A 23,338-nucleotide genomic window follows, 5' to 3' on the forward strand; every position below is an offset into this window, starting at 1 on the left:
CGACGGCAGGCGGGGCAAGGATGCACCTTCTGGAAAGCGTTGGGTCTGTGCCCATGATAGATGGCCGTTGGCGCTTGCGCCGCTCAGCGGTAGTCCAGTGCAGTCGCCAGTTTGATGAAAGCGAGGGTCGCGGGTGATGCCTGGCGCTGGTCCAGCACGGCCAAGCCGATGTGCCGCACCACGGCGGGTGACAATGGCCGCTTCACGTATTGCGGATTCGGCTCGTCGGGCAGCGAACCTTCGGCAACGAGGGTGATGGCGTCGCCCCGGCTCACGGTGTCAAGGGTGCTCAGCAGTTGCGAGCAGCGGTAGCGGATATTCGGGCTCAGCCTTGCCGCGTTGAACAGTCGCGATACCAGTTCCGAAGAGCCGGCTTCGGTGAGTACGAACGGGTCGCTGCACAAGTCTTTCAGGCTTAATTGCGCCTGTGTGGCCAGAGGATGGTCGAGCGGAAGCAGGGCGACCATCTCGTCCTCCATCAGGGCAAACGTATCGAAGCGTTCTTCGGGCAATACCACGAAACCGATATCGATCCGTCGCTCGTCAAGCCACTGGAGTACCTGCCGGTCCGGCCCTTCGTCGATGTGAACCTCGATGCCCGGGTGCGCTTGGCGAAAATGCTGGAGGATCCGCGGCAGCAACCTGATCGATGAAGTCGGGCCGAACGAGCCGATACGCAAGGTGCCGCTTTTCAGCCCGCGCGCGTCGGCGGCTTCCTGGCGCAATGTGTTGGCCAGCCCGAGCATCGCCCGTGCGCGCAGCAGTAATTGCTCGCCAATGTCGCTGAGTTCGACTTGCGATTGATGCCGGCGAAACAATTCGACACCCAGTTCCTGCTCCAGTGACTTCAAGGCATGGGACACCGCCGACTGGGAAATCCCCAGACGATGGGCGGCTAGGGTGAAGCCGCGCAGTTCGGCTACCAGAGAGAAAATTTCGAGCTGGGTCAAAGTCATGAGTAAAAGCTCATTTTACGATGATCGACAATGACTCGAATGATACGGCATCCGTCAGTTTCGTCGTCGAGCGCGTTATGAATAGTCATGAATCAATCCGTCCGGTGGCCTCAGACATGCCCGTCTATCTGAACCTCGCCATGGTCAGCATGATCTGGGGCGGGACCTGGGTGGCCGGGCGTTTTCTCGCCGGCGGCCTGAGTCCGATCCTCGCTGCCAGCCTTCGGTTCTTACTGGCGAGCGTCGCATTGCTCGGCTTTTTGTGGCTGGCGCGAATTCCCCTCGCACGCCCGAATGCCGGGCAATGGCTACAACTGGCATTGCTGGGGTTCTTCGGGATCTTCTTCTACAACCTGTGCTTCTTTTACGGCCTGCAATACATCAATGCGTCGCGGGCCTCGCTGATTGTTGCGTTGAATCCGGCGGTGATCGGCCTGGCATCCTGGCTGTTGTTCAAGGAGCGTCTGAGTCGATTGAAAGTCATCGGGATCCTGATCTGCATCGGCGGCGCCGGTGTGGTGATCGTCAGCCGTAATCCGCAACTGCTGGCTGCGACACCAGACGCCTGGATCGGCGATCTGCTGATTTTCGGCTGCGTGTTGAGCTGGGGTGTGTATTCGCTGTTTTCCCGCAGTCTCAACCAGAGCATAGGGCCGTTGCAGACGGTGACCTTTTCGATTTTGCTCGGCACGCTGATGCTCTGGGCGCTGGCCGCCGTTCGTGGCGAGGTGAGCGGGGCGGCGGTGGCCAGTCTCGGGATGACGCAATGGCTGAGTCTGATCTACCTCGGGCTATTGGGCTCGGCGCTGGCCTACATCGGTTACTACGATGGCATCCGCAAAATCGGCGCGACCCGCTCTGGTGTGTTCATCGCGCTTAATCCGCTGACCGCGGTGCTTGCTGGCGCCGCCCTGCTGGGCGAGCAACTGACGCTGCCCATGTGCCTGGGCGGCGTGCTGATTCTGGCGGGCATCTGGCTGTGCAACAAACCCCTTGCACCGGGCCGAAAAAAGCGGATTTTATAGAGAGGGCAGACAACCCTATTTACGCTGTGTAGAATCGGGTTACGCATACAATAATAATCGTCTTCTGGCAGCAGAAGCCTCGCCCGCAAGAGCCTTGGGTCGACAATGAAGATATTCGGGTTTCAACTGATCTACGGTGACTTCCTCGCCCGCAGTGTGCGTGGCATCTCCTGTGCGCCACCCACCGGTCTCAGCATTACTGACAAATAACTCTGGTTAATTGATAAGAATGATGAGGCGCCAACCATGGCAGATTTATACGAAAACCCAATGGGCCTGATGGGCTTTGAGTTCATCGAGTTCGCATCGCCGACACCTGGCACCCTGGAGCCGATCTTCGAGATCATGGGCTTCACCAAGGTCGCGACCCACCGTTCCAAGAACGTGCACCTGTATCGCCAGGGCGCGATCAACCTGATCCTCAACAACGAACCCCACAGCGTGGCTTCGTACTTCGCGGCCGAGCACGGTCCGTCCGTTTGCGGCATGGCGTTCCGGGTCAAGGATTCGCAGAAGGCCTACAACCGCGCGCTGGAACTCGGCGCCCAGCCGATCCACATCGAAACCGGCCCGATGGAGCTGAACCTACCGGCGATCAAAGGCATTGGCGGCGCGCCGCTGTACCTGATCGACCGTTTCGGCGAAGGCAGCTCGATCTATGACATCGATTTCGTGTTCCTCGAAGGCGTTGACCGCAACCCGGTCGGTGCCGGCCTGAAGATCATCGACCACCTGACCCACAACGTGTATCGCGGTCGCATGGCCTACTGGGCCAACTTCTACGAGAAGCTGTTCAACTTCCGCGAGATCCGTTACTTCGACATCAAGGGCGAATACACCGGCCTGACCTCGAAAGCGATGACCGCGCCGGACGGCATGATCCGCATCCCGCTCAACGAAGAATCGTCGAAGGGCGCGGGGCAGATCGAAGAGTTCCTGATGCAGTTCAACGGCGAAGGCATCCAGCACGTGGCGTTCCTCACCGACGACCTGGTCAAGACCTGGGATCAGTTGAAGAAGATCGGCATGCGCTTCATGACCGCGCCGCCGGACACCTACTACGAAATGCTCGAAGGCCGCCTGCCGAACCACGGCGAGCCGGTGGATCAACTGCAATCGCGCGGCATCCTGCTCGATGGCGCATCGGACAAAGACGACAAGCGTCTGCTGCTGCAGATCTTCTCGGAAACCCTGATGGGCCCGGTGTTCTTCGAATTCATCCAGCGTAAAGGCGACGATGGTTTCGGCGAAGGCAACTTCAAGGCACTGTTCGAATCGATCGAGCGCGACCAGGTGCGTCGCGGTGTACTCGCTACCGAGTAATCTGCAGATGTAAAAAAGCCCGGCCCGCAATGTTGCAGGCCGGGCTTTTTATTGCGCGTCTTACGGGCGCCGCTGGCGCATCAGATGCTTGAACCCTTCGAACACCAGCACCACCACGGCGAGCCAGATCGGGATGTAGGTCAGCCATTCGCCAGGCTTGATGCTCTCACCCAGCAGCAGCGCCACACCCAGCAACAGCACCGGCTCAACGTAACTCAACAAGCCGAACAAGCTGAACGGCAGCAAACGACTGGCGATGATGTACACCACCAGCGCCGACGCACTGATCAGACCGAGCAACGGAATCAGCCACGCCAGCGCCGGATACTGATCGAACACGCCGAAACCCTGTTCACCGCCGCGCACAAACCAGTACGCCACCGGCAGCATCAGGGTCATGTCGACCCACAAGCCGCCGAGGTTGTCGGTCTTCAGGTATTTGCGGAGCACGAAATACAACGGGTAACCGACGACCACCACCAGCGTCGCCCAGGAAAACCCGCCGACCTGATACAGCTCGTTCAACACGCCGAGGCTGGCAAAGAACACCGCGATTTTTTGCAAGTACGACAGGCTTTCGCCGTAAGCAATACGTCCGGTCAGCACCATGGCCAGCGGCAACAGGAAGTAACCCAGCGACACATCGAGGCTGTATCCATTGAGCGGCGCCCACATGAACAGCCACAACTGCACGCCCAGCAACGCAGACGACAGGATCAGGCCACCGATCAGCTTCGGCAGCGCAGGGATCCGGCGCAGCAGCTCCAGCACCCGCCGCCATTCGCCGGACAACAACATGAAAACGGTCATGCAGGGCACGGTCAGCAGCATCCGCCAACCGTAGATTTCCACGCCGCTCAACGGGGTGAGCAACGAGGTGTAGTAATACATGACGGCAAACAGCGTCGAGGCTGTTACCGAGAGAGCGATACCTTTAGACAAACTGTCCTCGCGGGGGTGATGGTCAAACGGGGCGCGCAGGATACGTGGTTTTTGTGGTGAATATTGGCCGAGTGATCGATATTTCCAACATTCGACACAGATCCCGCGAGAGCAGGACCTGTGTCGAAGCATAGGTGCTTAAGGCTGACGCGGTTTACGCCCCGACACAAAATGGCTCACATCATTAAACCCCGGCGTCGACGCATGCCCCGGCGTCACCAGCGAATCGATAAACGCCTCATCCTCCGCCGTAATCTTCACCGCCTGCGCCTTGGTGTACGCATCCCACTGTTCTTCCGTACGCGGCCCGACAATCGCCGACGTCACCGCGCCGTTGTTCAGCACCCAGGCAATCGCAAACTCGACGATCCCGACCCCGCGCTCTTTGGTGTAATGCTGGATCTGCTGGGCAATGCGCAACGACTCCACCCGCCATTCGGTTTCCAGAATACGTTTGTCCTGACGCCCGGCACGGCTGTTGGCATCCGGGGTCACGTCTGGTGCGTACTTGCCGCTGAGCACGCCACGGGCCAGCGGGCTGTAAGGCACCACGCCGAGGCCGTAGGTCTGGGCGGCGGTGATCTGTTCGGTCTCGGCCTGACGGTTGACGATGTTGTACAGCGGCTGGCTGATCACCGGGCGATCGACCCCCAGTTTGTCCGCCACGCGAATCACCTCGGCAATCCGCCAGCCGCGATAGTTCGACAGGCCCCAATAACGGATCTTGCCCTGGCGAATCAGATCGCCAATCGCCGAGATCGTCACTTCCAGCGGCGTGTTGTGGTCTTCGCGGTGCAGGTAATAGATGTCGAGGTAGTCGGTGCCGAGCCGGGTCAGGCTGGCCTCCAGACCATTGAAGAGGTGCTTGCGGCTCAAACCGCTGCGGTTCGGCACGCCGTCCACTGGGCCGAAGCCGACCTTGGTCGCCAGCACCCATTCATGACGATGACGGGCGATGGCCTCGCCGACGATCTCTTCCGAGCGGCCGTTGGTGTAAACGTCGGCGGTGTCGATGAAATTGATGCCCTGATCCCAGGCCTTGTCGATGATGCGCAGCGAGTCTTCTGCGCTGGTCTGCTCGCCGAACATCATCGTGCCGAGGGTGAGGGTGGACACCTGCAACCCCGAGTGACCCAGTGTGCGATAGCTCATGCCGAAATCCTTTTGTCGGTGGGAAAGCCTCCATCAAATACCAGAAGCGCCCGACGCGGCAAAGTGAATTTATCCAGCAGCGGCCCCGCAGTTTCTGGCGCACTGCCGACCGTTCATCGCCACTGTCAGATCTGACAGTAGGCAATTCCCCTGTGAACAGTGTCTGATCTGCACTGAGGGAGTGAGCAAAAAATGCCCGCACATTTCGTGAAATCAGGAGCGTTCTCATGGCCACTGAACCGATTGATCTAGGGTTAATCGCTGGCGACGAAATCAATCTTTATGCGCCTCGGTTGCCCGACGGCAAGGAAAATGTGGCGGGTGCGGATTATGGTCTTGCAATACGTTTTTATAACGATAAACCCCAAGGGGCAGCGGTGATTGTTCGAGCCTTGTTGGAGCAGAAACCCAATATGTCAGTGTTCCTGAATCTGAATGGTGTGAACAAAATCGCCAGTGCACTAACCGAGTCCGAGACGTCTGATACGACGCTGTACATTCCCCACAATCTGCTACTTCCCGATCGGCTGAATACCCTCAACTACACGGTCCGGCGTCTTGACAGTAGCGAGGAGACTTATGAACCGCTCACTACAATCGCGTACAACGAGATTCCTCCAGGCGAGTATGACGAGAGCCCAGGGGACGGCGAGCATTCCCGGCTTATCCCCATTCTGCCTAAACACGTGATTGACGACGGTATCGATGCCGAGATCGCGGAGCAGGGTGTGCAGGCGTACTGCATGTATCCGTATTGTCGGCCAGGTGACGAAATCACGGTGCAATGCAATGCGCATGTTCTTACTCATGTGGTCCATCCGGATGAGGCCCCCTCTACACCGACCAATGAGCCGACCATCATCGGGGTGTGGCTCGATAAAGCCTTTTGGGAAGCCGCTGGCGACGGCCCGCATTCCTCCTTCAAATTTACAGTGAAGGACGAACTCACCAATCCGGCAGACCCGAGATCGCCCTGGTCGAAGTCGATCCCTCTGGTGATTGATCTGAAGAGCGCCCGGATGACCGCCCCCAACATCGCCGTGGATCCGGACGATCCCAATGAACACTCGGGTACCATCGATTGGAACAAACTCGGCACTCGGGATCTGACGGTCGAGGTGCATGTTTTCGCACCCTTTTGGAAAATCGACGACACCGTAAGGGGTAAGTACACAGCGACGCCGAGTACCGGAAGCGCGATTGAGCACGAAGTTGAGGTTAAGGTGACCAGGCTTCCGTTTACCCACCGGATGATGATCCCCAACGCCAAGGTGATTGCCGACAGTACGGTCAAGGCTTTTTATGAATGCATTCGTGAAAATGCCGTTATTGCAAACTCAAAAAATGCACGGGCACGAGTCATTCAGAAGCCCGTGATAACTTCGATGAAGAACTCGTTCAACGAGGAACTGGAAAATGGCGGGACTGTTTCCGACAACAAGGTGATGTTGTCGGGGTCTGCGCTGGCGGGTGTTGTGTTGCAAGTTTTCGATGCGGACACGTTCAAAGGGGAAGTGACTGTCGGGACGAACTACAAGTGGCAGAGTCTATTTATACCAATAGCGGAGGGGCAACACAGTTTTACCGTGAAGGAAAAAAACGGGAATCAATTTGAGTCCGGGCCATGGGCGATTGAGCGGTTGGCGTTCAGCATAAATCGGACGCAGATGAAACTGGACGGGTTTTCGGTGAGAGTGGATGGGTGGCCGAAAACGGGGGAGGATTCGATTGGCAATACCGGCGTTCGGGTTCCAATCGGAGGTGTCCCGCCGTATGACTGGGCGTCATCCGAACCATTGATTGCTCCTGTCACCGCTGAGGGCAAGTTTGTGGGGCTAAAAAATGGTGTTGCAACTGCGTATGTTACCGATCAGGAAGGAACAACCTTGTCTTTCCTTGTCGTAGTGACTAACAAACATAAACTGCATATAAGCCCCACCCCACTTCGTATTGAACTATCAATCGAATGGATGAACTCCTTGGGAGGTGTCACAACTTATAATAGTGATTTTATAAGAGATATATTGCGCGTTTATCAAGTTCCCGCTAGGAATTACAGTGTGTGGACTTGCCTCCTTATTGGGGGTTACGGTAGAGCAATCAGCGCTAATAACACTTTATACGCAACTATAACGAGTGCTCCTTGGGTGTCATGGTGTCTGACACTAGTCTGACACCTGTTACGGGAACCAAGGGGCACTGGCAAGATTCATACTTCTATCCGTTCAATCCTTGGAGATCCATGGATTGAACGGTCAAGCCAATAATTCCGTACCATCATCAATTTACGGATTTTCTTCTAATCGCAAAGCCTCTCGCAACGCTCGCGCAAAAACGCCTGCAACACCTTGACCCGTTCCGACACCTGCACCCGGTGCGGGCAGAGCAGATTGAATGGCACGCTCTCGCCATGCCAGTCATCGAACAGGGTCACCAGCCGCCCGGCGCGCACGTCTTCGGCCACGTCGAGCCAGGCCTTGTAGGCGATACCGTGCCCGGCGAGCGCCCAGCGGCGGGCGACTTCGCCGTCATCGCTGAGGTAGTCGCCGCGTACTTCGATTTCGACCGTTTCGTCTTCGCGATGGAAACGCCAGGTGTTATAGGGCCGGCCGTTGCGCAGATAGAGCAGGGCGCTGTGCTCGCTCAATTCGGCAGGGTTTTGCGGCGTGCCGTGGTGCTCCAGATACGCAGGGCTGGCGCAGGCAACGCGACGATGCTCAGGCAGGATCGGCAACGCCACCAGCGTCGAATCACTCGGCACGCCAAAGCGCAGCGCCACATCCACTGTCTCGCGAAACAGATCCGCATGCCGGTCGTTGAGCAGCAGTTGCAGCTGAATGTGCGGGTGCTCGCGCTTGAAATCGTCCAGCCACGGCAGCAACACATTGCGCCCGAAGTCCGACGGCGCCGCCAGTTGCAGCACGCCGCTCAGGCCTTCGGTCTGCTGCTTCAGGGCCTGCTCGCCCTCGGCCAGCGTGGCCAGCGCCAGACGCACGCTTTCCAGATAGCGCCGGCCCTCTTCGGTGAGGCGCATGCTGCGAGTCGAACGGGCGAAGAGGCGGATGCCGAGGCGGGTTTCCAGGCGTTTCAGCGCGATGCTGGCGGCGGCCGGGGTCAGCTCCAGCGCCCGGGCGGCGGCGGAAATGCTGCCGGAGTCGGCGGTGCGGACGAAAATTTCCAGATCGAGGATTGAGCTCATTAGTAAAAATCCGTTGAAGATCCTTGGCGTTTTGCGGGATTTTTCCGGGATTGGCAAGCGCAGATACTGCAATCCTGAATAACCGCAGGAGACAGACATGACGTGGACATTCGATCATCTGGCCTTCAACACTGCTGAAGGCCAGACGCTGCAGGACGCTTTTGGTGCGTTACTGGGACTGACGCCGGGGCGGCGGCCGCCGTTTCCGTTTCCCGGGCGGTGGTTGTATCAGGATGGGCAGGCGCTTGTGCATGTGATTGAGCAGCCCGCGCTGGATGAGGCGGCGTTGAGTCATATTGCGTTTCGTACCGATGAAGACGCGGCGGTGGTTTTGAAGCGGGTGCAGGGCAGTGGGTTGCCGTATCAACTGGCGCAGGTACCGGAGGACGGGATCTGGCAGATTTTTGTGCAGATGCCGGGGGGAATGGTGCTGGAGCTGGATGCAAAAACGGGGATCTTGTGAGTGTTTAATCGTGGTGTTTAAAGGACACGTTCAGACACGCACCCCAGGCTACACAACCTTGCGCCGTTGCCTACGACTGCGCCAGAATCCGCCGGCTTGTGCGCTTACAGGCCGGGTTTTATCGTTATCTCGTCGCTGAAAAACAGCGATGGGGTTTGGTAGCCCGGTTCTGACTTGTTGCGCAACTCACCGTATTCGGACGCTTTTCCGTCCGTGCTTTTATGGTGGCCATGCGCGGGGCGCTTTCGAGCGCGCCGGTTCTCCAAGTCACCGGTCTACCAACCCGTGTACGGCCACCACCTCTTCGTTTGGTAGCGAAGTTTGATGGCTCCATTTTTCTGATTTGGAGATTCAAACGTGATCAAACCAACACCCAACCCACCCGAAGCCGATTCAACGTCCCCCTACGAAACCCTCGACTCCAAGAAATTCCACGAAGCCGCCGAACGCGCCCTCGATCACTACCTCAATCCGTTCCACCCCAGAAAACCCCTGCTCAAACCCAACACCCGCTACCTCATCGCCCCCGGCATCCCTAGCGAAGAGCTGCTGGCCGATGCCTGCGAAACCCTGACCTCCGCCAAAACCATGGCCAGCGATTTCGCCGGGATGATCGATGCGCCGCAGCGGCATGTGCTGCTGGGCATCGGGCAACTGATCATGCTGGCGGAACTGGCGGTAAATCGGGTGCTGGATAATCTGGACACGGCGGCTGAAGCCCGGCCCTGACCGATCGTAGAGCGCCAATAAAAAACGGCCCGAAATGGGCCGTTTTTGTGTGTCTGCCAATAATCAGGCCCGCAATGTCCGCGTCATCCGCAACGCCAGCAGACTCCCGCCAACAATCACACCCGCCAGCAGATACAGCGCCGCATCGGTCGACCCGGTGCTGTCCTTGACCCAACCCACCAGATAAGGACTGAGGAACCCGGCCATCTGCCCCATGGAGTTGATCAATGCCAGACCACCCGCCGCAGCGCCTGCGCTCAGCATGGCAGTCGGCACCGGCCAGAACATCGGCAAACCGGTCAACGCGCCCATGGTCGCAATGGTCAGGCCGAGAATCGCAATCGCCGGATTCGCTGCGAAGTTCACCGCGATCAGCAGGCCGACAGCGCCCATCAACATCGGCACTACCAAGTGCCAGCGGCGTTCTTTACGCAGGTCTGCCGAACGCCCGACCACCAGCATGAACACCGCCGCCAGCAAATACGGAATCGCGCTCAACCAACCGATCACCAGGTTGTCGCTGAAGCCGAGGTTCTTGATGATCGACGGCAGCCAGAAGTTGATCGCGTACACGCCGCTCTGGATGCAGAAGTAGATCAGGCCAAACGCCCAGATCGCCGGGTTCTTGAACACGGCGATCAGCGAGTCGGAAGTGGTTTTCGGTTTGTTCGCCAGGTCTTCGGCCTGATCCGCTTCCAGCACCGAACGCTCGTGCGGGGTCAGCCATTTGGCAGCGGCGAAGTTGTCGCTAAGCAGGAAATAGGCGAGTGCGCCGAGGATCACAGTCGGAATGCCTTGCAGCAGGAACATCCACTGCCAGCCGGCCAGACCGCCCTGGCCCGCAGCGAAGTGATTGAGGATCCAGCCGGAAAACGGGCTGCCGAGCAGGCCGGACACCGGGATCGCCGACATGAACAGCGCCATGATCCGGCCCCGGCGGAAGGTCGGGAACCACTGCGAAAGATACAGCACAACGCCCGGGAAGAACCCGGCTTCAGCCGCGCCGGTGAACAGGCGCAGGGTGTAGAACTGGGTCGGTGTGGTGACGAACAGCAGGCAGGTCGACAGCGTGCCCCAGGTGATCATCATCAGCGCGATCCAGCGCCGTGGGCCGAATCTGGTCAGCGCCAGGTTGCTCGGTACGCCGCACAGCACGTAGCCGATGAAAAAGATACCGGCACCGAGGCCGTACACGGTTTCGCTGAATTTCAGCGCGTCGAGCATCTGCAGTTTGGCGAATCCAACGTTGACCCGGTCGAGGTAGTTGAACAGGTAGCAGATGAAGATGAAGGGGATCAAACGCAGGGTGATGCGTTTGTAGACGGCATTTTTATCGTCAGCGATGGTCTGGGCGGCAGCGGCGCTCTGCGACATGGCGGCTCTCTCTTTATTATGATTTTTTGCGATGCAAAGGGTAACGTTGATCGCCCTGAGAGTCTCGGTCACCTTTGGCCGGATTGTCTTTGTGCCTGAGCACAGGGTTTGCCGGCAGACCCTGTGCGGGTGAACAACCGTCCGCGCCTGTTTTCAAGGATTTTCCCCTTATGTTCGAACTCGATCACGACCTCGCCCAGGACATCGTCGACCGGGCCATGGCCATTTTGCCGTACAACGTCAACGTCATGGACAGCCAGGGCCTGATCCTCGGCAGCGGCGAACCGGAGCGGATCAACACCCGCCACGAAGGCGCGCAACTGGTGCTGGCCAACGGTCGGGTGGTGGAGATCGACGCGCACACCGCCGTGCATTTGAAAGGCGTGCAGCCGGGGATCAATCTGCCGTTGCTGCTCGATCAGCGTTTGATCGGCGTACTCGGCATTACCGGCGAGCCAGAGCAACTGCGCACTTACGCCGAGCTGGTACGCATGACCGCTGAAATGCTGGTCGGCCAGCGCAACCAGCAATCCGAGCAGCAATGGCGGCGGCAGCGTTGCGATGACTTGCTCGCGTTGTTGCTGAGCGAGGCGGGGGATTCGCCAAGGCTGGTCGACGAAGCCCAGCAACTAGGACTGAAACCGCAACTGACGCGGGTGCCGTATCTATTTGAATTGGGTCTGGAACACGGGCCGGGGCAAACCGTCGAGGCGCTGAGTGCCTGGCTGATGTCGCGCTATCCGGACAGCTGGTGCGTGAGTTCGGCCAAGTCGTCATTGCTGTGGTGCCGGCCGGCGAGTCAGAACGTCGAGCATGATCGCCTGCTGGAAAAACTCGATGGCCTGGGCTGGAACATCCTGCGCATTGCGGTCGGCGGGCAGGCCGATGGGCTGGCCGGGCTGCGCCGTTGTTATCGACGTGTCGGCGACTTGCTCGCCTATGGCCGCGAAGTGCTGCCGCGTTCTCGACTGCTGACTCTCAATCGCTATCGCTTGCCGGTGATGCTCTGGCGGCATCGCAACGATGATGCGCTGGATGAACTGCTCAAACCGTTGCGCAAAGTTATCGCCAAGGACAGCAACGGCCAGTTGCTCGCAACCCTGCGCAGCTGGTGCGATCACGACGGCCAGAGCCAGGCCTGCGCCGATGCCTTGGGGATCCACCGCAACAGCCTGCGTTACCGGATGGAGCGGATTGCCGAGTTGAGCGGAGTTGATCCGCTGAAGCTCGACGGCATGCTGGCGCTGTATCTCGGGGTGCAATTGCTGCCGCAGACTGACGATTTGTCGAAATGAACAATAAACGCCTGCGCCACTTGTGCAGCGGACAGGCGTCAACGTTTCAAGCGACTGGCAGCATGAGGGGCATTGGAACTGGAGAACTCGCATGAAAATCGTCATCGCCCCCGATTCGTTCAAGGACAGCCTGAGTGCCCAAGGCGTTGCAGAAGCCATTGCGCTGGGCTTGGCGCAGGTTTGGCCGCAGGCGACGCTGGTCAAATGCCCGATGGCCGACGGTGGTGAAGGGACGGTGGAGTCAATTCTCGACGCCTGCGAGGGCGAACTGCGCCGCACCCGTGTACGCGGCCCGTTGGGCGCGGCGGTCGAAGCCGCGTGGGGCTGGTTGCCACACAACCACACCGCGATTATCGAAATGGCCGAAGCCAGCGGCTTGCAGTTGGTGCCGCCGGGGCAGCGGGATGCGTGCATCAGCAGCACGTTTGGCACCGGTGAACTGATCCGCGCCGCGCTCGATGCCGGCGCACAACGGGTGATTCTGGCCATCGGCGGCAGCGCCACCAACGACGGCGGCGCCGGAGCGATGCAGGCGCTGGGCGTGAAACTGCTGGATGCTCAAGGGCAATCACTGGTGCCGGGTGGTCTGGCGCTGGCGCAACTCGCACGACTGGACTTGAGCGAACTCGACCCGCGTCTGGCGCAAGTCCGTTTCGACATCGCCGCCGACGTCAACAATCCGCTGTGCGGCCCCCACGGCGCCTCGGCGATTTTCGGCCCGCAGAAAGGCGCATCCCCGGTGCAAGTGCAGCAACTGGATCAAGCCCTCGGTCACTTCGCCGGACTCTGCGCGCAAGCGCTGGGCAAGGATGTTCGGGACGAACCGGGCAGCGGTGCGGCGGGTGGGCTGGGTTTTGCGGCCAAGGCGTTTCTCGGTGCACGGTTCCAGGCCGGGGTCGAGGTGGTCGCGGAACTGGTCGGACTGGCCGATGCAGTAAACGGTGCGGATCTGGTGATCACCGGCGAAGGGCGCTTCGATGCCCAGACCCTGCGCGGCAAAACCCCGTTCGGCGTGGCACGGATTGCCAAGCAACACGGTGTGCCGGTAATCGTTATCGCGGGCACCTTGGGCGAGGGCTATCAAGCACTTTACGATCACGGCATCGACGCTGCATTCGCCGTTACCAGTGGCCCGATGACCCTCGAACAAGCCTGCGCCGAAGCGCCGCGTCTGTTGCGCGAACGTGCCACGGACATTGCCCGTGTATGGCGCATGGCAACTCCGGCCTGACCTGTCACCCATCATCTAAAACGACAGGTGTTTCAGTGCTGAAACACCTGCAACACTTTGAAAAATATTTCTTCTTTACACGCAAACTTCCTAAAGCCTGGCCGATACAGCGATCAGGCGCACAGAAGATTTCCCAGCACAGTGACGCCGGACTGAAACCCGCTCTCGCGGGGCAGTGATTACGGCATGGACGCTCGCAGTTTCAATCATCCGAGAGTCCTACTATGTCCTTGCGTAATCTGAACATCGCGCCCCGTGCCTTCCTCGGTTTTGCCTTTATTGCCCTGTTGGTGATCGTGCTCGGCGTGTTCGCCGTCAACCGCATGTCGGTCATTCGCCAGGCGTCCGTCGAGATGCAGACCAATCAGTTGCCCAGCGTCGCTTACCTTGGCGTGGTGACGGAAAACGTCTTGCGCCTGCGGATCCTCTCGTTCCGCATTCTGGTCAACCGTGACGCCGCCGGTCTGCAGGATGCACAGACCCGCATCGGCGTCCTCGTCGACAAGGTGCGCAGCGCCCAGGCCGCCTACGCCGCATTGCCGGCCGATAGCGATGAGAAGGCACAATATCAAGCGTTCGCGACGACGCTGGACAACTACCTGCAAGCCCAGAACCAGATGATGGAGCTGTCCCGCCAGGACAAGGTCGAGGACATGCGCACCCTGATCAACACGAAGATCAAGGACGGCACCGACCTGATGGGCGAGCAGCTCAACAAGCTGATTGCGATCAACGCTGCCGGTGCCAAAGGCGCTGCCCAAGAGGCGGGCGAACATTACGACAGCGCCATCACCGGCGTGGTTATCGTCGCAGTCATTGCCGCTGTGGCTACCGTCCTGCTGGCCTTGATGCTGACCCGCAGCATCGTCACCCCGTTGAACCGTGCCGTGGCCGCCGCGCAAACCATCGCCGGCGGCAACCTGACCAAAGCCATCGAAGTCGACGGCAAGGACGAGCCGGCGCGTCTGCTGGAAGCCTTGTCTGTGATGCAGGCAAACCTGCGCAAGACCATCGAGCAGATTGCCGGTTCCGCCACGCAACTGGGTGCCGCTGCCGAAGAACTCAGCGCCGTGACCGAAGAAGCCTCCCGTGGCCTGCAACAGCAGAACGACGAAATCGAACAGGCCGCCACCGCCGTCAACGAAATGACCGCGGCGGTGGAGGAGGTGGCGCGCAACGCGGTCTCGACTTCCGAAGCGTCGAACCAGTCCACTCACGCCGCCCGTGAAGGTCGCGATCAGGTGGTGAAAACCGTCGATGCGATCCAGACCATGACCCGGGACGTGCAGAACACCGCACAGATGATCGAAGGCCTCGCCGCACAGGGCCGCGACATTGGCAAAGTGCTGGACGTGATCCGCGCCATTGCCGAACAGACCAACCTGCTGGCACTCAACGCTGCCATCGAAGCGGCCCGTGCCGGTGAAGCCGGGCGTGGTTTTGCGGTGGTGGCGGACGAGGTTCGTGCCCTGGCCCATCGCACCGCGCAATCGACCCAGGAAATCGAAAAAATGGTCGCCGGCATCCAGAACGGTACCGGCGAAGCGGTGGAGTCGATGCAGCAAAGCAACCAGCGCACCCAGACAACCCTGGAAATGGCCCGTGCCGCCGGCGTCGCGCTGGAGCAGATCACGCAATCGATTCACCAGATCAACGAACGCAACCTGGTGATCGCCAGTGCGTCCGAAGAGCAGGCGCAGGTGTCCCGCGAGGTGGATCGCAACCTGGTGAATATCCGTGATCTGGCCACCCAATCGGCGGCCGGGGCCAACCAGACCAGCGCCGCGACCCACGAACTGTCGCGTCTGGCGGTGGATTTGAATGCGATGGTGGCGCGGTTTGTGATTTGACCTAGGGTGAAGGCTGGAGACCGCGCAATCAGGAGACGTACATGCGCTATTCAGCCTTGACCCAACGAATCGCCGGGGAGGGAGCAGCAGCCTGGCGGATTCATGACCGAGCGCTGGAGCTGCGCGCCGAAGGGGTCGATGTATTGCTGCTGTCGGTGGGTGATCCGGATTTCGATACACCGCTGCCGATCATCCACGGCGCCATCGACAGCCTGCTGGCGGGCGATACCCATTATTCCGAAGTGCGCGGCCGCCTGGAGCTGCGCAAACGGATCGCCGAGCGCCATCGGCGACGCAGCGGCCAGGACGTGGACGCTGACCATGTGATTGTGCTGCCGGGCGCGCAATGCGCGGTGTATTCGGTGGCGCAATGTCTGCTGGATCCGGGCGATGAAGTCATCGTCGCCGAACCCATGTACGTGACCTACGAAGGCGTGTTTGGCGCTTGCGGCGCGACCGTGGTGCCAGTGCCGGTTCGTCCAGAAAACGGCTTTCGTGTCGATCCGGCGGATGTCGCGGCGCGCATCACCCCGAAGACTCGGGCCATGCTGCTCAACAGCCCCAACAACCCGTCCGGCGCCAGTCTGTCGCTGCTGATCTGGCAGGAGCTGGCGGCGCTGTGCATCCGTCATGACCTGTGGCTGATCAGCGATGAGGTCTACAGCGAATTGTTATACGAGGGTGAGCACGTCAGCCCGGCGAGTCTGCCGGGCATGGCCGAGCGCACCGCGACCATCAACAGCCTGTCCAAATCCCATGCGATGACCGGGTGGCGTATCGGCTGGATGATCGGGCCCAAGCCGTTGGCCGAGCATCTGGTGAATCTGTCGTTGAGCATGCTGTTCGGTCTGCCGGACTTTGTGCAGAAAGCCGCTCAGGTCGCGCTGGAAAAGGATTTGCCGGAAGTGACGCAGATGCGTGAGGAATACCGGTTGCGCCGTGATCTGGTGTGCGAGCGGTTGCGCGGCTGTCCGGGTTTGTACCCGATCAGGCCGGATGGCGGGATGTTCGTGATGGTCGATGTACGCCAGACCGGGATCGGCGCGCAGGGTTTTGCCGAACGGCTGCTGGAAGGGTATGGGGTTTCGGTGCTGGCCGGTGAAGCGTTCGGGCCCAGTGCGGCGGGGCATATTCGCATCGGGCTGGTGGTGGATCGGGTGAAGCTGGCGGATGCGTGTTCAAGGATTGCGTCCTGTGCAGCCGACCTGCTTCATATTGAGCCGGCAATCAAAAACCGGCGTAGCAGGCAATCAGGTCAGGGCCCGCTGCAATAATTTTGGTCAGATATTCCTGCTGGCGGTCTTCCGGCACTCGTTTGCTTTCGAGCTGATAGCTTCTGAGTTGAGCTTCTTGCTCAAGTAAAAGGTTCTGTTGCGATTGGAGCAGCCTCGAACGGGTTGCAGGCGGCGCATTCAACTGTGCCAACTTCAGCCGTTCGATATCTGTACGTCGATTTGCAAGGTCCCTCTGAGTTTCATTCTGGAGGTTTTTCGAATTGACCTGCTCATTGAAGTACTTCTGAAAATCACTGCCATTGGGTGGCTGGTTCTGCAACGCCCCAAGGCGATTGATGAGTCTTGACTGGATGGTTGTGAAAGCATCCAGAACATCTTCGGGAAACGATTGCGCTACCTTGGACGCCTGGGCGTTTATGGTTTGATTTGCGGCCCAGATGACCGCGTTGTCATCTATTCTGCCGGCTACCCCTATGACGCAATTGGTTGCTTTACGGCCCGATTCGTAAATGCCGCGTTGGGATGCATACTGGTAGCGCGCAGATGCAGTGGTTCCGAGGGCTGACATCCCCGCCCCCGTATTCATCAACCCCGGCTGCCCACTGACAACGCCCGCCAATGCGCCGACAACACCGATGGCCGTGAAGTCTCCATTGGCCCAATCCATGCGATTTCTGTTGTCGTAATATTTATCGATAAGTCCCAACAGGCTTTGTCCAAAAACCGTCGAACTATGAAGTGGTGTATCGGGAGTTTCACTCAGTACAGGTGGTTTTAAATTGATGATATCGGCCGGCGGTACTGGCCACGATTGTTCAAATGGAGAATGGACACAGCCAGGCAGAGAAACCAGTCCAAGAGTAAAAGTGAGAACTGCCAACGTTTGAAGCTTCATATCGTCCTCCCTGACTGATTTTATGCAGTTTTAGCAAGGTAGCTCAGGGGGCCGTGATGTCAATTTGAAACTGTGTTTTCGAGAGTGAAAGCCCGGGGCAGAAGGGGCGGTAAAGCCTGGGGGCGATTGGTTTTCTACTCGGTTTTGACAACGCCAAACCACCATCTAATCTCTCGCGAGATTTTATAAACCATCGACTGGCAGAGGCTGGAGGGTGTATGGCAAGAATCGTGAAACAGAATTGGATATGTTCAACGGACGCTGGAACTCAACTTCCGCAAGTCACTTGCCTCGATGATGGGCGGGTGCTTCTGATTGCCGATGCCAGTACTGACGCCGATGGCGCACCGGACGCAGAGAAGATTGACGAGACCGGGCAGGTTCAAACGTCGTTGTGCAAAAAAAAATGGAGGGGCGAGGGGACCTACGTTAATGCAAGAACAGTCCCGTACTTTGTGTTGCCTGCCAATTGGAACGCCGTTGTTCAGGTCAAATGCGTGCTCGGTGATATTGCCAGGCTCACCTATAGAAACAAGTCGGTTTATGCCATCTATGCCGATGTGGGGGGAGAAAAGGGTATAGGTGAAGCTTCTATCCTGGCAGTTGAGGCGCTAGGGTTCGATCCGTGGGTAAATGGAAAAATCAAGAACGGCATTCCTTATCTAAAAAATGATGGTGTCACTTACGAAATCGTTCCGGGTTCGGCAAATCTTGAAATAACCAAAAATTACGAAGACATTCAGTACTATGGAAAAACCCTGTTTGAAAATGAGTCGGTTCGGAACGAAACTTCTGAGCCGAGTCAATATCAGTCTGCGTTTTTCGGTTCTGATGCTGTCTTCAATTTGCAACAGTCTGACAGCACTGCCGTCAGGTTTATCAGTTATTTCGCGCAAAATTACGCAGCTGTGCGCAATGAGGTGGCTAGCTGGTTTGTGCGTCGACAACTGCCGGACGGTAGCTGGATCGGTCACGAACCTACGGCAACCAGTAATGCGTGCGTTGCGCATCAGGTGACATGTTTGAAGCAGTGTGCGTTGCCCTATCCAGACTGGAACAGCAAAACTACCGTGAATGCCGCAATCAACGTGGATGTGTTTGTTGGTTGGGCTTTGGAGCATGGGTGGAAAAAAGTGATGGTTAGAGCGCAACTCGTACCGGGAGATATATGTGTCAGTGGGCCCAACAATGATGTTGCATCCCTTGATCATGTTTACGCCTTCCTGGCGTTCTGCTCGGAAGCGGGTGATCAAGTGTCAGACACTGATTCGGGTACTGCATTTGTATTACACAATCAACACTTTGGCGTCGGTAAACGTTCGTTGGATGGGTCCGGTATAAAAAATATCGGAGGTTGGCGCTTTGCATTGCGTATGCCCGAGGTTTGAAAAAGCATCGAGACTCGGTTTGCAATGCCGCCGCGCTCACGTGAACTCAAACATCTTGCAGACCGCAAGGATTCCGTGAGTGCGTACCTGGTCGGCAGACGAACCTGACAGCGATCAGCGTCAGCCTTCGCGGGCAGAGAGGATTACCTGATTCCGGGGGGGCCTTCCACTCAATGCCGCCAACAGATTCTCCACCGCACACCGCGCCATCGCTTCGCGCGTTTCATGGGTCGCCGACCCCATGTGCGGCGTCGCCACCACGTTGTTCAACTGCAGCAACGGCGAGTCATGATTCAGTGGCTCGCGTTCGAAAACATCCAGCCCCGCCGCGCGAATCCGGTTATGCCGCAAGGTGTCGATCATCGCCGCCTCGTCCACAACCTTGCCCCGTGAGATGTTGATGAAGATGCTTTCCGGGCGCATCAACGCAAACTGTTCTGCGCCGATCAAACCTTCGGTCTGCGCCGTCAACGGCAACGTCAGACAGATGAAATCCGCCTGCTGCAACAGATCCTCCAGACTGCGGTACTGAGCATCGAATCGCGCCTCGACCGCCGGCTTTCGCGACTGGCTGTGATAGATGACCGGCATGCCAAAGCCGAAATGCCCACGCTGCGCCAGCGCCTCGCCAATCCGCCCCATGCCGATGATGCCCAGGGTCTTGCCGTGCACATCGGTGCCGAAATGCGCCGGGCCGATGCTGCGATGCCAGTGACCGCCGCGCACCATGTTCGCCAGTTCCACCACGCGTCGGGCGGTGGCCAGAATCAGGGCGAAACCGGTATCGGCGGTGGTTTCGGTAAGCACGTCCGGGGTGTTGGTCAGCAGGATCCGGCGCCGGGTCAGGTAGTCGATGTCGTAGTTGTCGACGCCCACCGAGACGCTGGAAATCGCTTCGAGCTGCGGCGCCAGATCGAGCAGCGCCGCGTCCAGTTTCAGGCTGGCGCCAAGCAGACCGTGGGCGGCGGGCAGGGCGTCGCGCAGTTTCATCAGACCGTCTGCGTCGAGGCTGTCGATCAGCGTTACATCGACTTTTTCCTCAAGTCGCGCCATCAACGCCGGCGACAGTTTCTTGTACAACACAACCTGCTTTTTCATCGCAGTCATCTCTCTATCAATTCAGGAATGGGCCGGCAGCGGACGCGGTGCGACGCGCTTGGCCGTCACCCGGTCGCTGGCGCCGGGCTTGAGAAAAATCGTCAGCACCACCGAGAGCATCAGCGCGCCGCTCATCAACAGGTACGAAGCACCGGGCGAACCGGTGGAGCTGTTCAGGTAGCCGACCAGATACGAGCCGCCAAAGGAGCCGAGCGCGCCCATGCTGTTGATCAGCGCCATGGCGCCACCGGCAACGTTGGCCGGCAGGATCTCCGGGACGATGGCGAAGAACGGCCCATAAGGCGCGTACATGCAGGCGCCGGCGATCACCAGCAGCGTGTACGACCACCAGAAATGCTCCGCGCCCAAGGCGTAGGAGCCGTAGAACGCCACTGAAGCAATCAGCAGCGGCGGCCAGACGAAGCGTTTGCGTTTTTGCAGTTTGTCCGAGCCCCAGGACACCAGCAGCATGCCGATCACCGCCGCCAGATACGGCAGGGCCGACAGCCAGCCAGCCTCGATCATGTCCATCTGCGCGCCGGCCTTGAGGATCGACGGCAGCCACAGCACGAAGCCGTAGACGCCGATGCTCCAGCAGAAGAATTGCAGCGCCAGGATGATCACCTTCGGCGAACGGAAGGCTTCAGCGTAGTTTTTCACCGCTTTGATCCCGACCTGTTCGGCGGCGAGAGCGCTTTCCAGATCGTGCTTTTCCCGGTCGCTGAGCCACTTGGCCTGGGCCGGACGATCATCGGCGAGCTTCCACCAGATGAATGCCCAGAGCACCGCCGGCAACCCTTCGATGATGAACATCCAGCGCCAACTGAAATGCTGCACCAGATAGCCCGAAACCACCGACATCCACAGCATCGTTACCGGGTTGCCGAGGATCAGGAAGGTGTTGGCCCGGGAGCGTTCGGCACGGGTGAACCAGTGGCAGAGATAGACCAGCATCGCCGGCATCACCGCCGCTTCGACCACGCCGAGCATGAAGCGAATGACGATCAGCCAATAGGCGTTGGAGACCACACCGGTCAACGTGGCGAGCCCGCCCCAGAAAATCAGGCTGACGAAAATCAGCTTCTTCACGCTGTGCTTTTGCGCGTAGATCGCGCCGGGCACCTGGAAGAAAAAGTAACCGAGGAAGAACAGCGCGCCGAGCAGCGAGGACAGGCCCGGAGTGATCATCAGGTCGGCGGCCATTCCGGAGGCAGCAGCGAAGCCGTAATTGGCCCGGTCCAGGTACGCCAGGCTGTAGGTGATGAACACGATCGGCATGATGTACCACCAGCGGCGGGTGGCGAGGGTTGCGGTTTTCATGGTCTTGCTCCTGAGCTTGTTGTTTTTGTCGCAGCAGGGTTCAGATTTGTTAGTGACTATGCGGGCCCATTCGCGAGCAAGCCCGCTCCCACACTGGAATGCGTTCCAAATGTGGGAGCGGGCTTGCTCGCGAAGGCGGCCTCGAATTCAGCGGTGAGTTCGGATCGGGTCGGCAACCCTTCCATGTCGCCACGGCTCTGCACCGCCCGGCTGCCAATCCAGTTGGCACGTCTTACGGCTTCGGGAAAACTCAGGTGCTCCAGCAGGGCGCTGATCATCCCCACCGCAAATCCATCGCCGGCGCCGACCGTATCGACCACGGTTTCAACCGGCACCCCGGCGACAAACCCCTGATCCAGATGCGTGCGGTAATACGCACCCTGCGGCCCGAGTTTGATGGCCACGGCCTCGGCACCCTGATCGAGATAAAACGCAGCGATATCCGCCGGGTCTTCAAACCCGGTCAGCAACCGGCCTTCGCTCAAACCCGGCAGCACCCAGTGGGCGAGGGCGGCGAGGCGGTTGATCTCGGTGATCATCTCCCGTTCGCTGGCCCACAGGCTCGGGCGCAGGTTCGGGTCGAACGACACGCTGCGACCGGCGTTGCGCATGCGGGTCATCAGTTCATGGGACATTTCCCGTGCCGACGCGGACAGCGCCGGAGGAATGCCGGTAGCGTGCAAATGCCGGGCACCGAGCAGCGTCGGGGTGATCGACTGCGGCGACAGATGACTGGCCGCCGAGCCGCGACGGAAGTATTCGACCGTCGGGTCGCTGCCGTCATCGTTGCGGGATTTGAGCTGGAAACCGGTCGGGTGCGCGTTGTCGACTTCGACATGGCTGCAATCCAGACCTTCCCGATGCAGCGTTTCGACCACGAAACGACCCAGCGAATCGGCACCGACCCGGCTCAGCCACGCAACGTTGAAACCCAACCGGGACAAACCGATGGCCACATTGCTGTCCGCCCCGGCAATCCGCCTGTGGAACTGGTCGACGAATGCCAGATCTCCGCTCTGTTCAGCGACAAACATGGCCATGGTTTCGCCGAACGACAGAATATCGATCTCAGACATGAGCAGGCTCCAGGCAGGATTGGCCGAGGCGGGCGAGGGCGGCGACGTGTTCGGTGGTGAGTTGCACCAGGTCATCGCCCTGCAACGGGTATTCGGCGGCGCGCATGACACCTTTGGCCATGTGCCGCAGCAGTTGTTCCCACAGATGCAGGTCAGTGGCGGCAGGCGGTACGGCTACCAGTTTGCCGTCGGCACGACGGGCAACGGCTTTGCAATGCACGTAGCCGACGTGACGCCCCAACAACCGTGCGGCGCTGGTGGCGGACTGGTCTTGCCACTGCCAGTTGCCGATGTCGAAGGTCATCTTGATTGGCAGGTTGTGTTGTTCGACAGCGGCGAAGAAGCGCTGGAACGGTTCGATGCGACCGCCGTGCAGGGTCTGATCGTTCTCCACCAGCAGTTGCACCGGGCTTTGCGCAAGGATTTGCGCCAGCGTCTGCAGATCGTTGTTGTCGGTGAAGAAGCCCAGCGACACTTTCAGCCACTTCGAACCGAACGCTTCGGCGTTTTGCAGCGCGGTGATGAGTTCGGGATTGGGCCGCGACTGGCCGGCCAGCCACAGCTCGGTGGGCGAGGAATAGATGCTTTGCAGGCCTTGAGCTTGCGTGGCGGCGGCGAGTTGCTCTGGGACTTCGTTAGTCAGCAGCTCTTCGCGCCATTCGATGCGATCGGCGCCAGCAGCGGCCAGCACATCGATGAAAGAGCCTTGACCACGACGGCGCACAAGGTCGGCGCCGTAGCTGGACAGGCTGATGGAAACGGCAGGTTTATTCATTGTTATCTACCT

20 protein-coding genes are annotated in these 23,338 nt (G+C 59.2%); 10 read left to right on the forward strand and 10 right to left on the reverse strand.

All coding sequences use genetic code 11. The features are described from left to right. Positions 1-83: 83 nt before the first annotated feature. On the reverse strand, positions 84-956 hold the full coding sequence (locus tag CAG02_RS00885) for a LysR family transcriptional regulator (protein ID WP_085710022.1): 873 nt from the start codon (positions 954-956) through the stop codon (positions 84-86). Between the two features lie 77 nt (positions 957-1,033). Here CAG02_RS00885 and CAG02_RS00890 point away from each other — a divergent pair, with 77 nt between their 5' ends. Together CAG02_RS00890 and hppD are read left to right on the forward strand one after the other, a co-directional pair. Further along, on the forward strand, positions 1,034-1,981 hold the full coding sequence (locus CAG02_RS00890) for a DMT family transporter (RefSeq protein ID WP_085710184.1): 948 nt from the start codon (positions 1,034-1,036) through the stop codon (positions 1,979-1,981). Between the two features lie 246 nt (positions 1,982-2,227). Continuing rightward, positions 2,228-3,304, forward strand: coding sequence for a 4-hydroxyphenylpyruvate dioxygenase (gene hppD / locus CAG02_RS00895; RefSeq protein ID WP_085710021.1), 1,077 nt, complete (start codon positions 2,228-2,230; stop codon positions 3,302-3,304). A gap of 60 nt (positions 3,305-3,364) precedes the next feature. On the opposite strand, the gene rarD is transcribed toward hppD, so the two are convergent. Both rarD and CAG02_RS00905 read right to left on the reverse strand, forming a co-directional pair. Then, positions 3,365-4,246 carry an EamA family transporter RarD gene (gene rarD / locus CAG02_RS00900; protein WP_085710020.1) on the reverse strand — a complete coding sequence of 294 codons (882 nt, stop codon included), beginning with the start codon at positions 4,244-4,246 and terminating at the stop codon, positions 3,365-3,367. Between the two features lie 138 nt (positions 4,247-4,384). Beyond that, complete coding sequence (locus CAG02_RS00905) at positions 4,385-5,398, reverse strand: aldo/keto reductase (protein WP_085710019.1); 1,014 nt, start codon at positions 5,396-5,398, stop codon at positions 4,385-4,387. Positions 5,399-5,625: 227 nt separating this feature from the next. Between CAG02_RS00905 and CAG02_RS00910 the strand changes: the two genes are divergently transcribed. Continuing rightward, positions 5,626-7,572, forward strand: a complete 1,947-nt coding sequence (locus tag CAG02_RS00910; protein ID WP_085710018.1) for a hypothetical protein — start codon at positions 5,626-5,628, stop codon at positions 7,570-7,572. A gap of 125 nt (positions 7,573-7,697) precedes the next feature. Here the strand turns inward: CAG02_RS00910 and CAG02_RS00915 are convergent, their stop codons facing one another. Further along, positions 7,698-8,597: a LysR family transcriptional regulator gene (locus CAG02_RS00915; protein ID WP_085710017.1), complete on the reverse strand. Its 900-nt coding sequence runs from the start codon at positions 8,595-8,597 to the stop codon at positions 7,698-7,700. Positions 8,598-8,694: 97 nt separating this feature from the next. Here CAG02_RS00915 and CAG02_RS00920 point away from each other — a divergent pair, with 97 nt between their 5' ends. Together CAG02_RS00920 and CAG02_RS00925 are read left to right on the forward strand one after the other, a co-directional pair. Continuing rightward, positions 8,695-9,060, forward strand: a complete 366-nt coding sequence (locus tag CAG02_RS00920; protein WP_085710016.1) for a hypothetical protein — start codon at positions 8,695-8,697, stop codon at positions 9,058-9,060. 357 nt (positions 9,061-9,417) lie between these two features. Continuing rightward, complete coding sequence (locus CAG02_RS00925; protein WP_085710015.1) at positions 9,418-9,789, forward strand: DUF6124 family protein; 372 nt, start codon at positions 9,418-9,420, stop codon at positions 9,787-9,789. Positions 9,790-9,852: 63 nt separating this feature from the next. Here CAG02_RS00925 and CAG02_RS00930 read toward each other — a convergent pair whose 3' ends face one another. Continuing rightward, complete coding sequence (locus CAG02_RS00930) at positions 9,853-11,163, reverse strand: MFS transporter (protein ID WP_085710014.1); 1,311 nt, start codon at positions 11,161-11,163, stop codon at positions 9,853-9,855. Positions 11,164-11,333: 170 nt separating this feature from the next. Between CAG02_RS00930 and CAG02_RS00935 the strand changes: the two genes are divergently transcribed. The 4 genes from CAG02_RS00935 (at position 11,334) to CAG02_RS00950 (ending at position 16,813) form a co-directional block, all read left to right on the forward strand. Beyond that, entirely contained in the window at positions 11,334-12,458 is a 1,125-nt protein-coding gene (locus CAG02_RS00935) for a sugar diacid recognition domain-containing protein (protein WP_085710013.1), read from the forward strand. Between the two features lie 91 nt (positions 12,459-12,549). Continuing rightward, the gene (locus CAG02_RS00940) at positions 12,550-13,689 is read left to right on the forward strand and encodes a glycerate kinase (protein WP_085710012.1); all 1,140 of its coding nucleotides are present in this window, start codon (positions 12,550-12,552) and stop codon (positions 13,687-13,689) included. Between the two features lie 224 nt (positions 13,690-13,913). Continuing rightward, a complete protein-coding gene (locus CAG02_RS00945) occupies positions 13,914-15,539 on the forward strand; it encodes a methyl-accepting chemotaxis protein (RefSeq protein ID WP_085710011.1) in 1,626 nt (541 codons plus the stop codon). Positions 15,540-15,580: 41 nt separating this feature from the next. Continuing rightward, positions 15,581-16,813 carry a pyridoxal phosphate-dependent aminotransferase gene (locus CAG02_RS00950; RefSeq protein ID WP_085710010.1) on the forward strand — a complete coding sequence of 411 codons (1,233 nt, stop codon included), beginning with the start codon at positions 15,581-15,583 and terminating at the stop codon, positions 16,811-16,813. Here the strand turns inward: CAG02_RS00950 and CAG02_RS00955 are convergent. Further along, a complete protein-coding gene (locus CAG02_RS00955) occupies positions 16,767-17,669 on the reverse strand; it encodes a hypothetical protein (protein ID WP_139831851.1) in 903 nt (300 codons plus the stop codon). The two genes, CAG02_RS00950 and CAG02_RS00955, sit on opposite strands and share 47 nt — an antisense overlap. A gap of 218 nt (positions 17,670-17,887) precedes the next feature. On the opposite strand from CAG02_RS00955, the gene CAG02_RS00960 reads away from it, so the two are divergent. After that, a complete protein-coding gene (locus CAG02_RS00960; RefSeq protein WP_085710008.1) occupies positions 17,888-19,057 on the forward strand; it encodes a glycoside hydrolase family 75 protein in 1,170 nt (389 codons plus the stop codon). Positions 19,058-19,177: 120 nt separating this feature from the next. Here CAG02_RS00960 and CAG02_RS00965 read toward each other — a convergent pair whose 3' ends face one another. The 4 genes from CAG02_RS00965 to CAG02_RS00980 are packed head-to-tail and all read right to left on the reverse strand — an operon-like array spanning position 19,178 to position 23,326. Beyond that, complete coding sequence (locus tag CAG02_RS00965) at positions 19,178-20,155, reverse strand: D-glycerate dehydrogenase (protein WP_085710183.1); 978 nt, start codon at positions 20,153-20,155, stop codon at positions 19,178-19,180. Between the two features lie 21 nt (positions 20,156-20,176). Further along, on the reverse strand, positions 20,177-21,475 hold the full coding sequence (locus CAG02_RS00970) for an MFS transporter (RefSeq protein WP_085710007.1): 1,299 nt from the start codon (positions 21,473-21,475) through the stop codon (positions 20,177-20,179). Between the two features lie 56 nt (positions 21,476-21,531). Further along, the gene (locus tag CAG02_RS00975; protein WP_085710006.1) at positions 21,532-22,551 is read right to left on the reverse strand and encodes a sugar kinase; all 1,020 of its coding nucleotides are present in this window, start codon (positions 22,549-22,551) and stop codon (positions 21,532-21,534) included. After that, a complete protein-coding gene (locus CAG02_RS00980) occupies positions 22,544-23,326 on the reverse strand; it encodes a sugar phosphate isomerase/epimerase (protein ID WP_085710005.1) in 783 nt (260 codons plus the stop codon). Before CAG02_RS00980 ends, CAG02_RS00975 begins: the two co-directional genes overlap by 8 nt. Positions 23,327-23,338 lie beyond the last annotated feature (12 nt).

It is taken from the genome of Pseudomonas sp. R43(2017), assembly GCF_002112345.1.
Lineage (GTDB): Bacteria > Pseudomonadota > Gammaproteobacteria > Pseudomonadales > Pseudomonadaceae > Aquipseudomonas > Aquipseudomonas kribbensis.

Excerpts from the sequence above, each read along its gene's own strand:
- CAG02_RS00885 (WP_085710022.1), bottom strand. The coding sequence starts at position 956 with ATGACTTTGACCCAGCTCGAAATTTTCTCTCTGGTAGCCGAACTGCGC.
- CAG02_RS00890 (WP_085710184.1), top strand. The coding sequence starts at position 1,034 with ATGAATAGTCATGAATCAATCCGTCCGGTGGCCTCAGACATGCCCGTC.
- hppD (WP_085710021.1), top strand. The coding sequence starts at position 2,228 with ATGGCAGATTTATACGAAAACCCAATGGGCCTGATGGGCTTTGAGTTC.
- CAG02_RS00905 (WP_085710019.1), bottom strand. The coding sequence starts at position 5,398 with ATGAGCTATCGCACACTGGGTCACTCGGGGTTGCAGGTGTCCACCCTC.
- CAG02_RS00910 (WP_085710018.1), top strand. The coding sequence starts at position 5,626 with ATGGCCACTGAACCGATTGATCTAGGGTTAATCGCTGGCGACGAAATC.
- CAG02_RS00915 (WP_085710017.1), bottom strand. The coding sequence starts at position 8,597 with ATGAGCTCAATCCTCGATCTGGAAATTTTCGTCCGCACCGCCGACTCC.
- CAG02_RS00920 (WP_085710016.1), top strand. The coding sequence starts at position 8,695 with ATGACGTGGACATTCGATCATCTGGCCTTCAACACTGCTGAAGGCCAG.
- CAG02_RS00930 (WP_085710014.1), bottom strand. The coding sequence starts at position 11,163 with ATGTCGCAGAGCGCCGCTGCCGCCCAGACCATCGCTGACGATAAAAAT.
- CAG02_RS00935 (WP_085710013.1), top strand. The coding sequence starts at position 11,334 with ATGTTCGAACTCGATCACGACCTCGCCCAGGACATCGTCGACCGGGCC.
- CAG02_RS00940 (WP_085710012.1), top strand. The coding sequence starts at position 12,550 with ATGAAAATCGTCATCGCCCCCGATTCGTTCAAGGACAGCCTGAGTGCC.
- CAG02_RS00945 (WP_085710011.1), top strand. The coding sequence starts at position 13,914 with ATGTCCTTGCGTAATCTGAACATCGCGCCCCGTGCCTTCCTCGGTTTT.
- CAG02_RS00950 (WP_085710010.1), top strand. The coding sequence starts at position 15,581 with ATGCGCTATTCAGCCTTGACCCAACGAATCGCCGGGGAGGGAGCAGCA.
- CAG02_RS00955 (WP_139831851.1), bottom strand. The coding sequence starts at position 17,669 with ATGAAGCTTCAAACGTTGGCAGTTCTCACTTTTACTCTTGGACTGGTT.
- CAG02_RS00960 (WP_085710008.1), top strand. The coding sequence starts at position 17,888 with ATGGCAAGAATCGTGAAACAGAATTGGATATGTTCAACGGACGCTGGA.
- CAG02_RS00965 (WP_085710183.1), bottom strand. The coding sequence starts at position 20,155 with ATGAAAAAGCAGGTTGTGTTGTACAAGAAACTGTCGCCGGCGTTGATG.
- CAG02_RS00970 (WP_085710007.1), bottom strand. The coding sequence starts at position 21,475 with ATGAAAACCGCAACCCTCGCCACCCGCCGCTGGTGGTACATCATGCCG.
- CAG02_RS00975 (WP_085710006.1), bottom strand. The coding sequence starts at position 22,551 with ATGTCTGAGATCGATATTCTGTCGTTCGGCGAAACCATGGCCATGTTT.
- CAG02_RS00980 (WP_085710005.1), bottom strand. The coding sequence starts at position 23,326 with ATGAATAAACCTGCCGTTTCCATCAGCCTGTCCAGCTACGGCGCCGAC.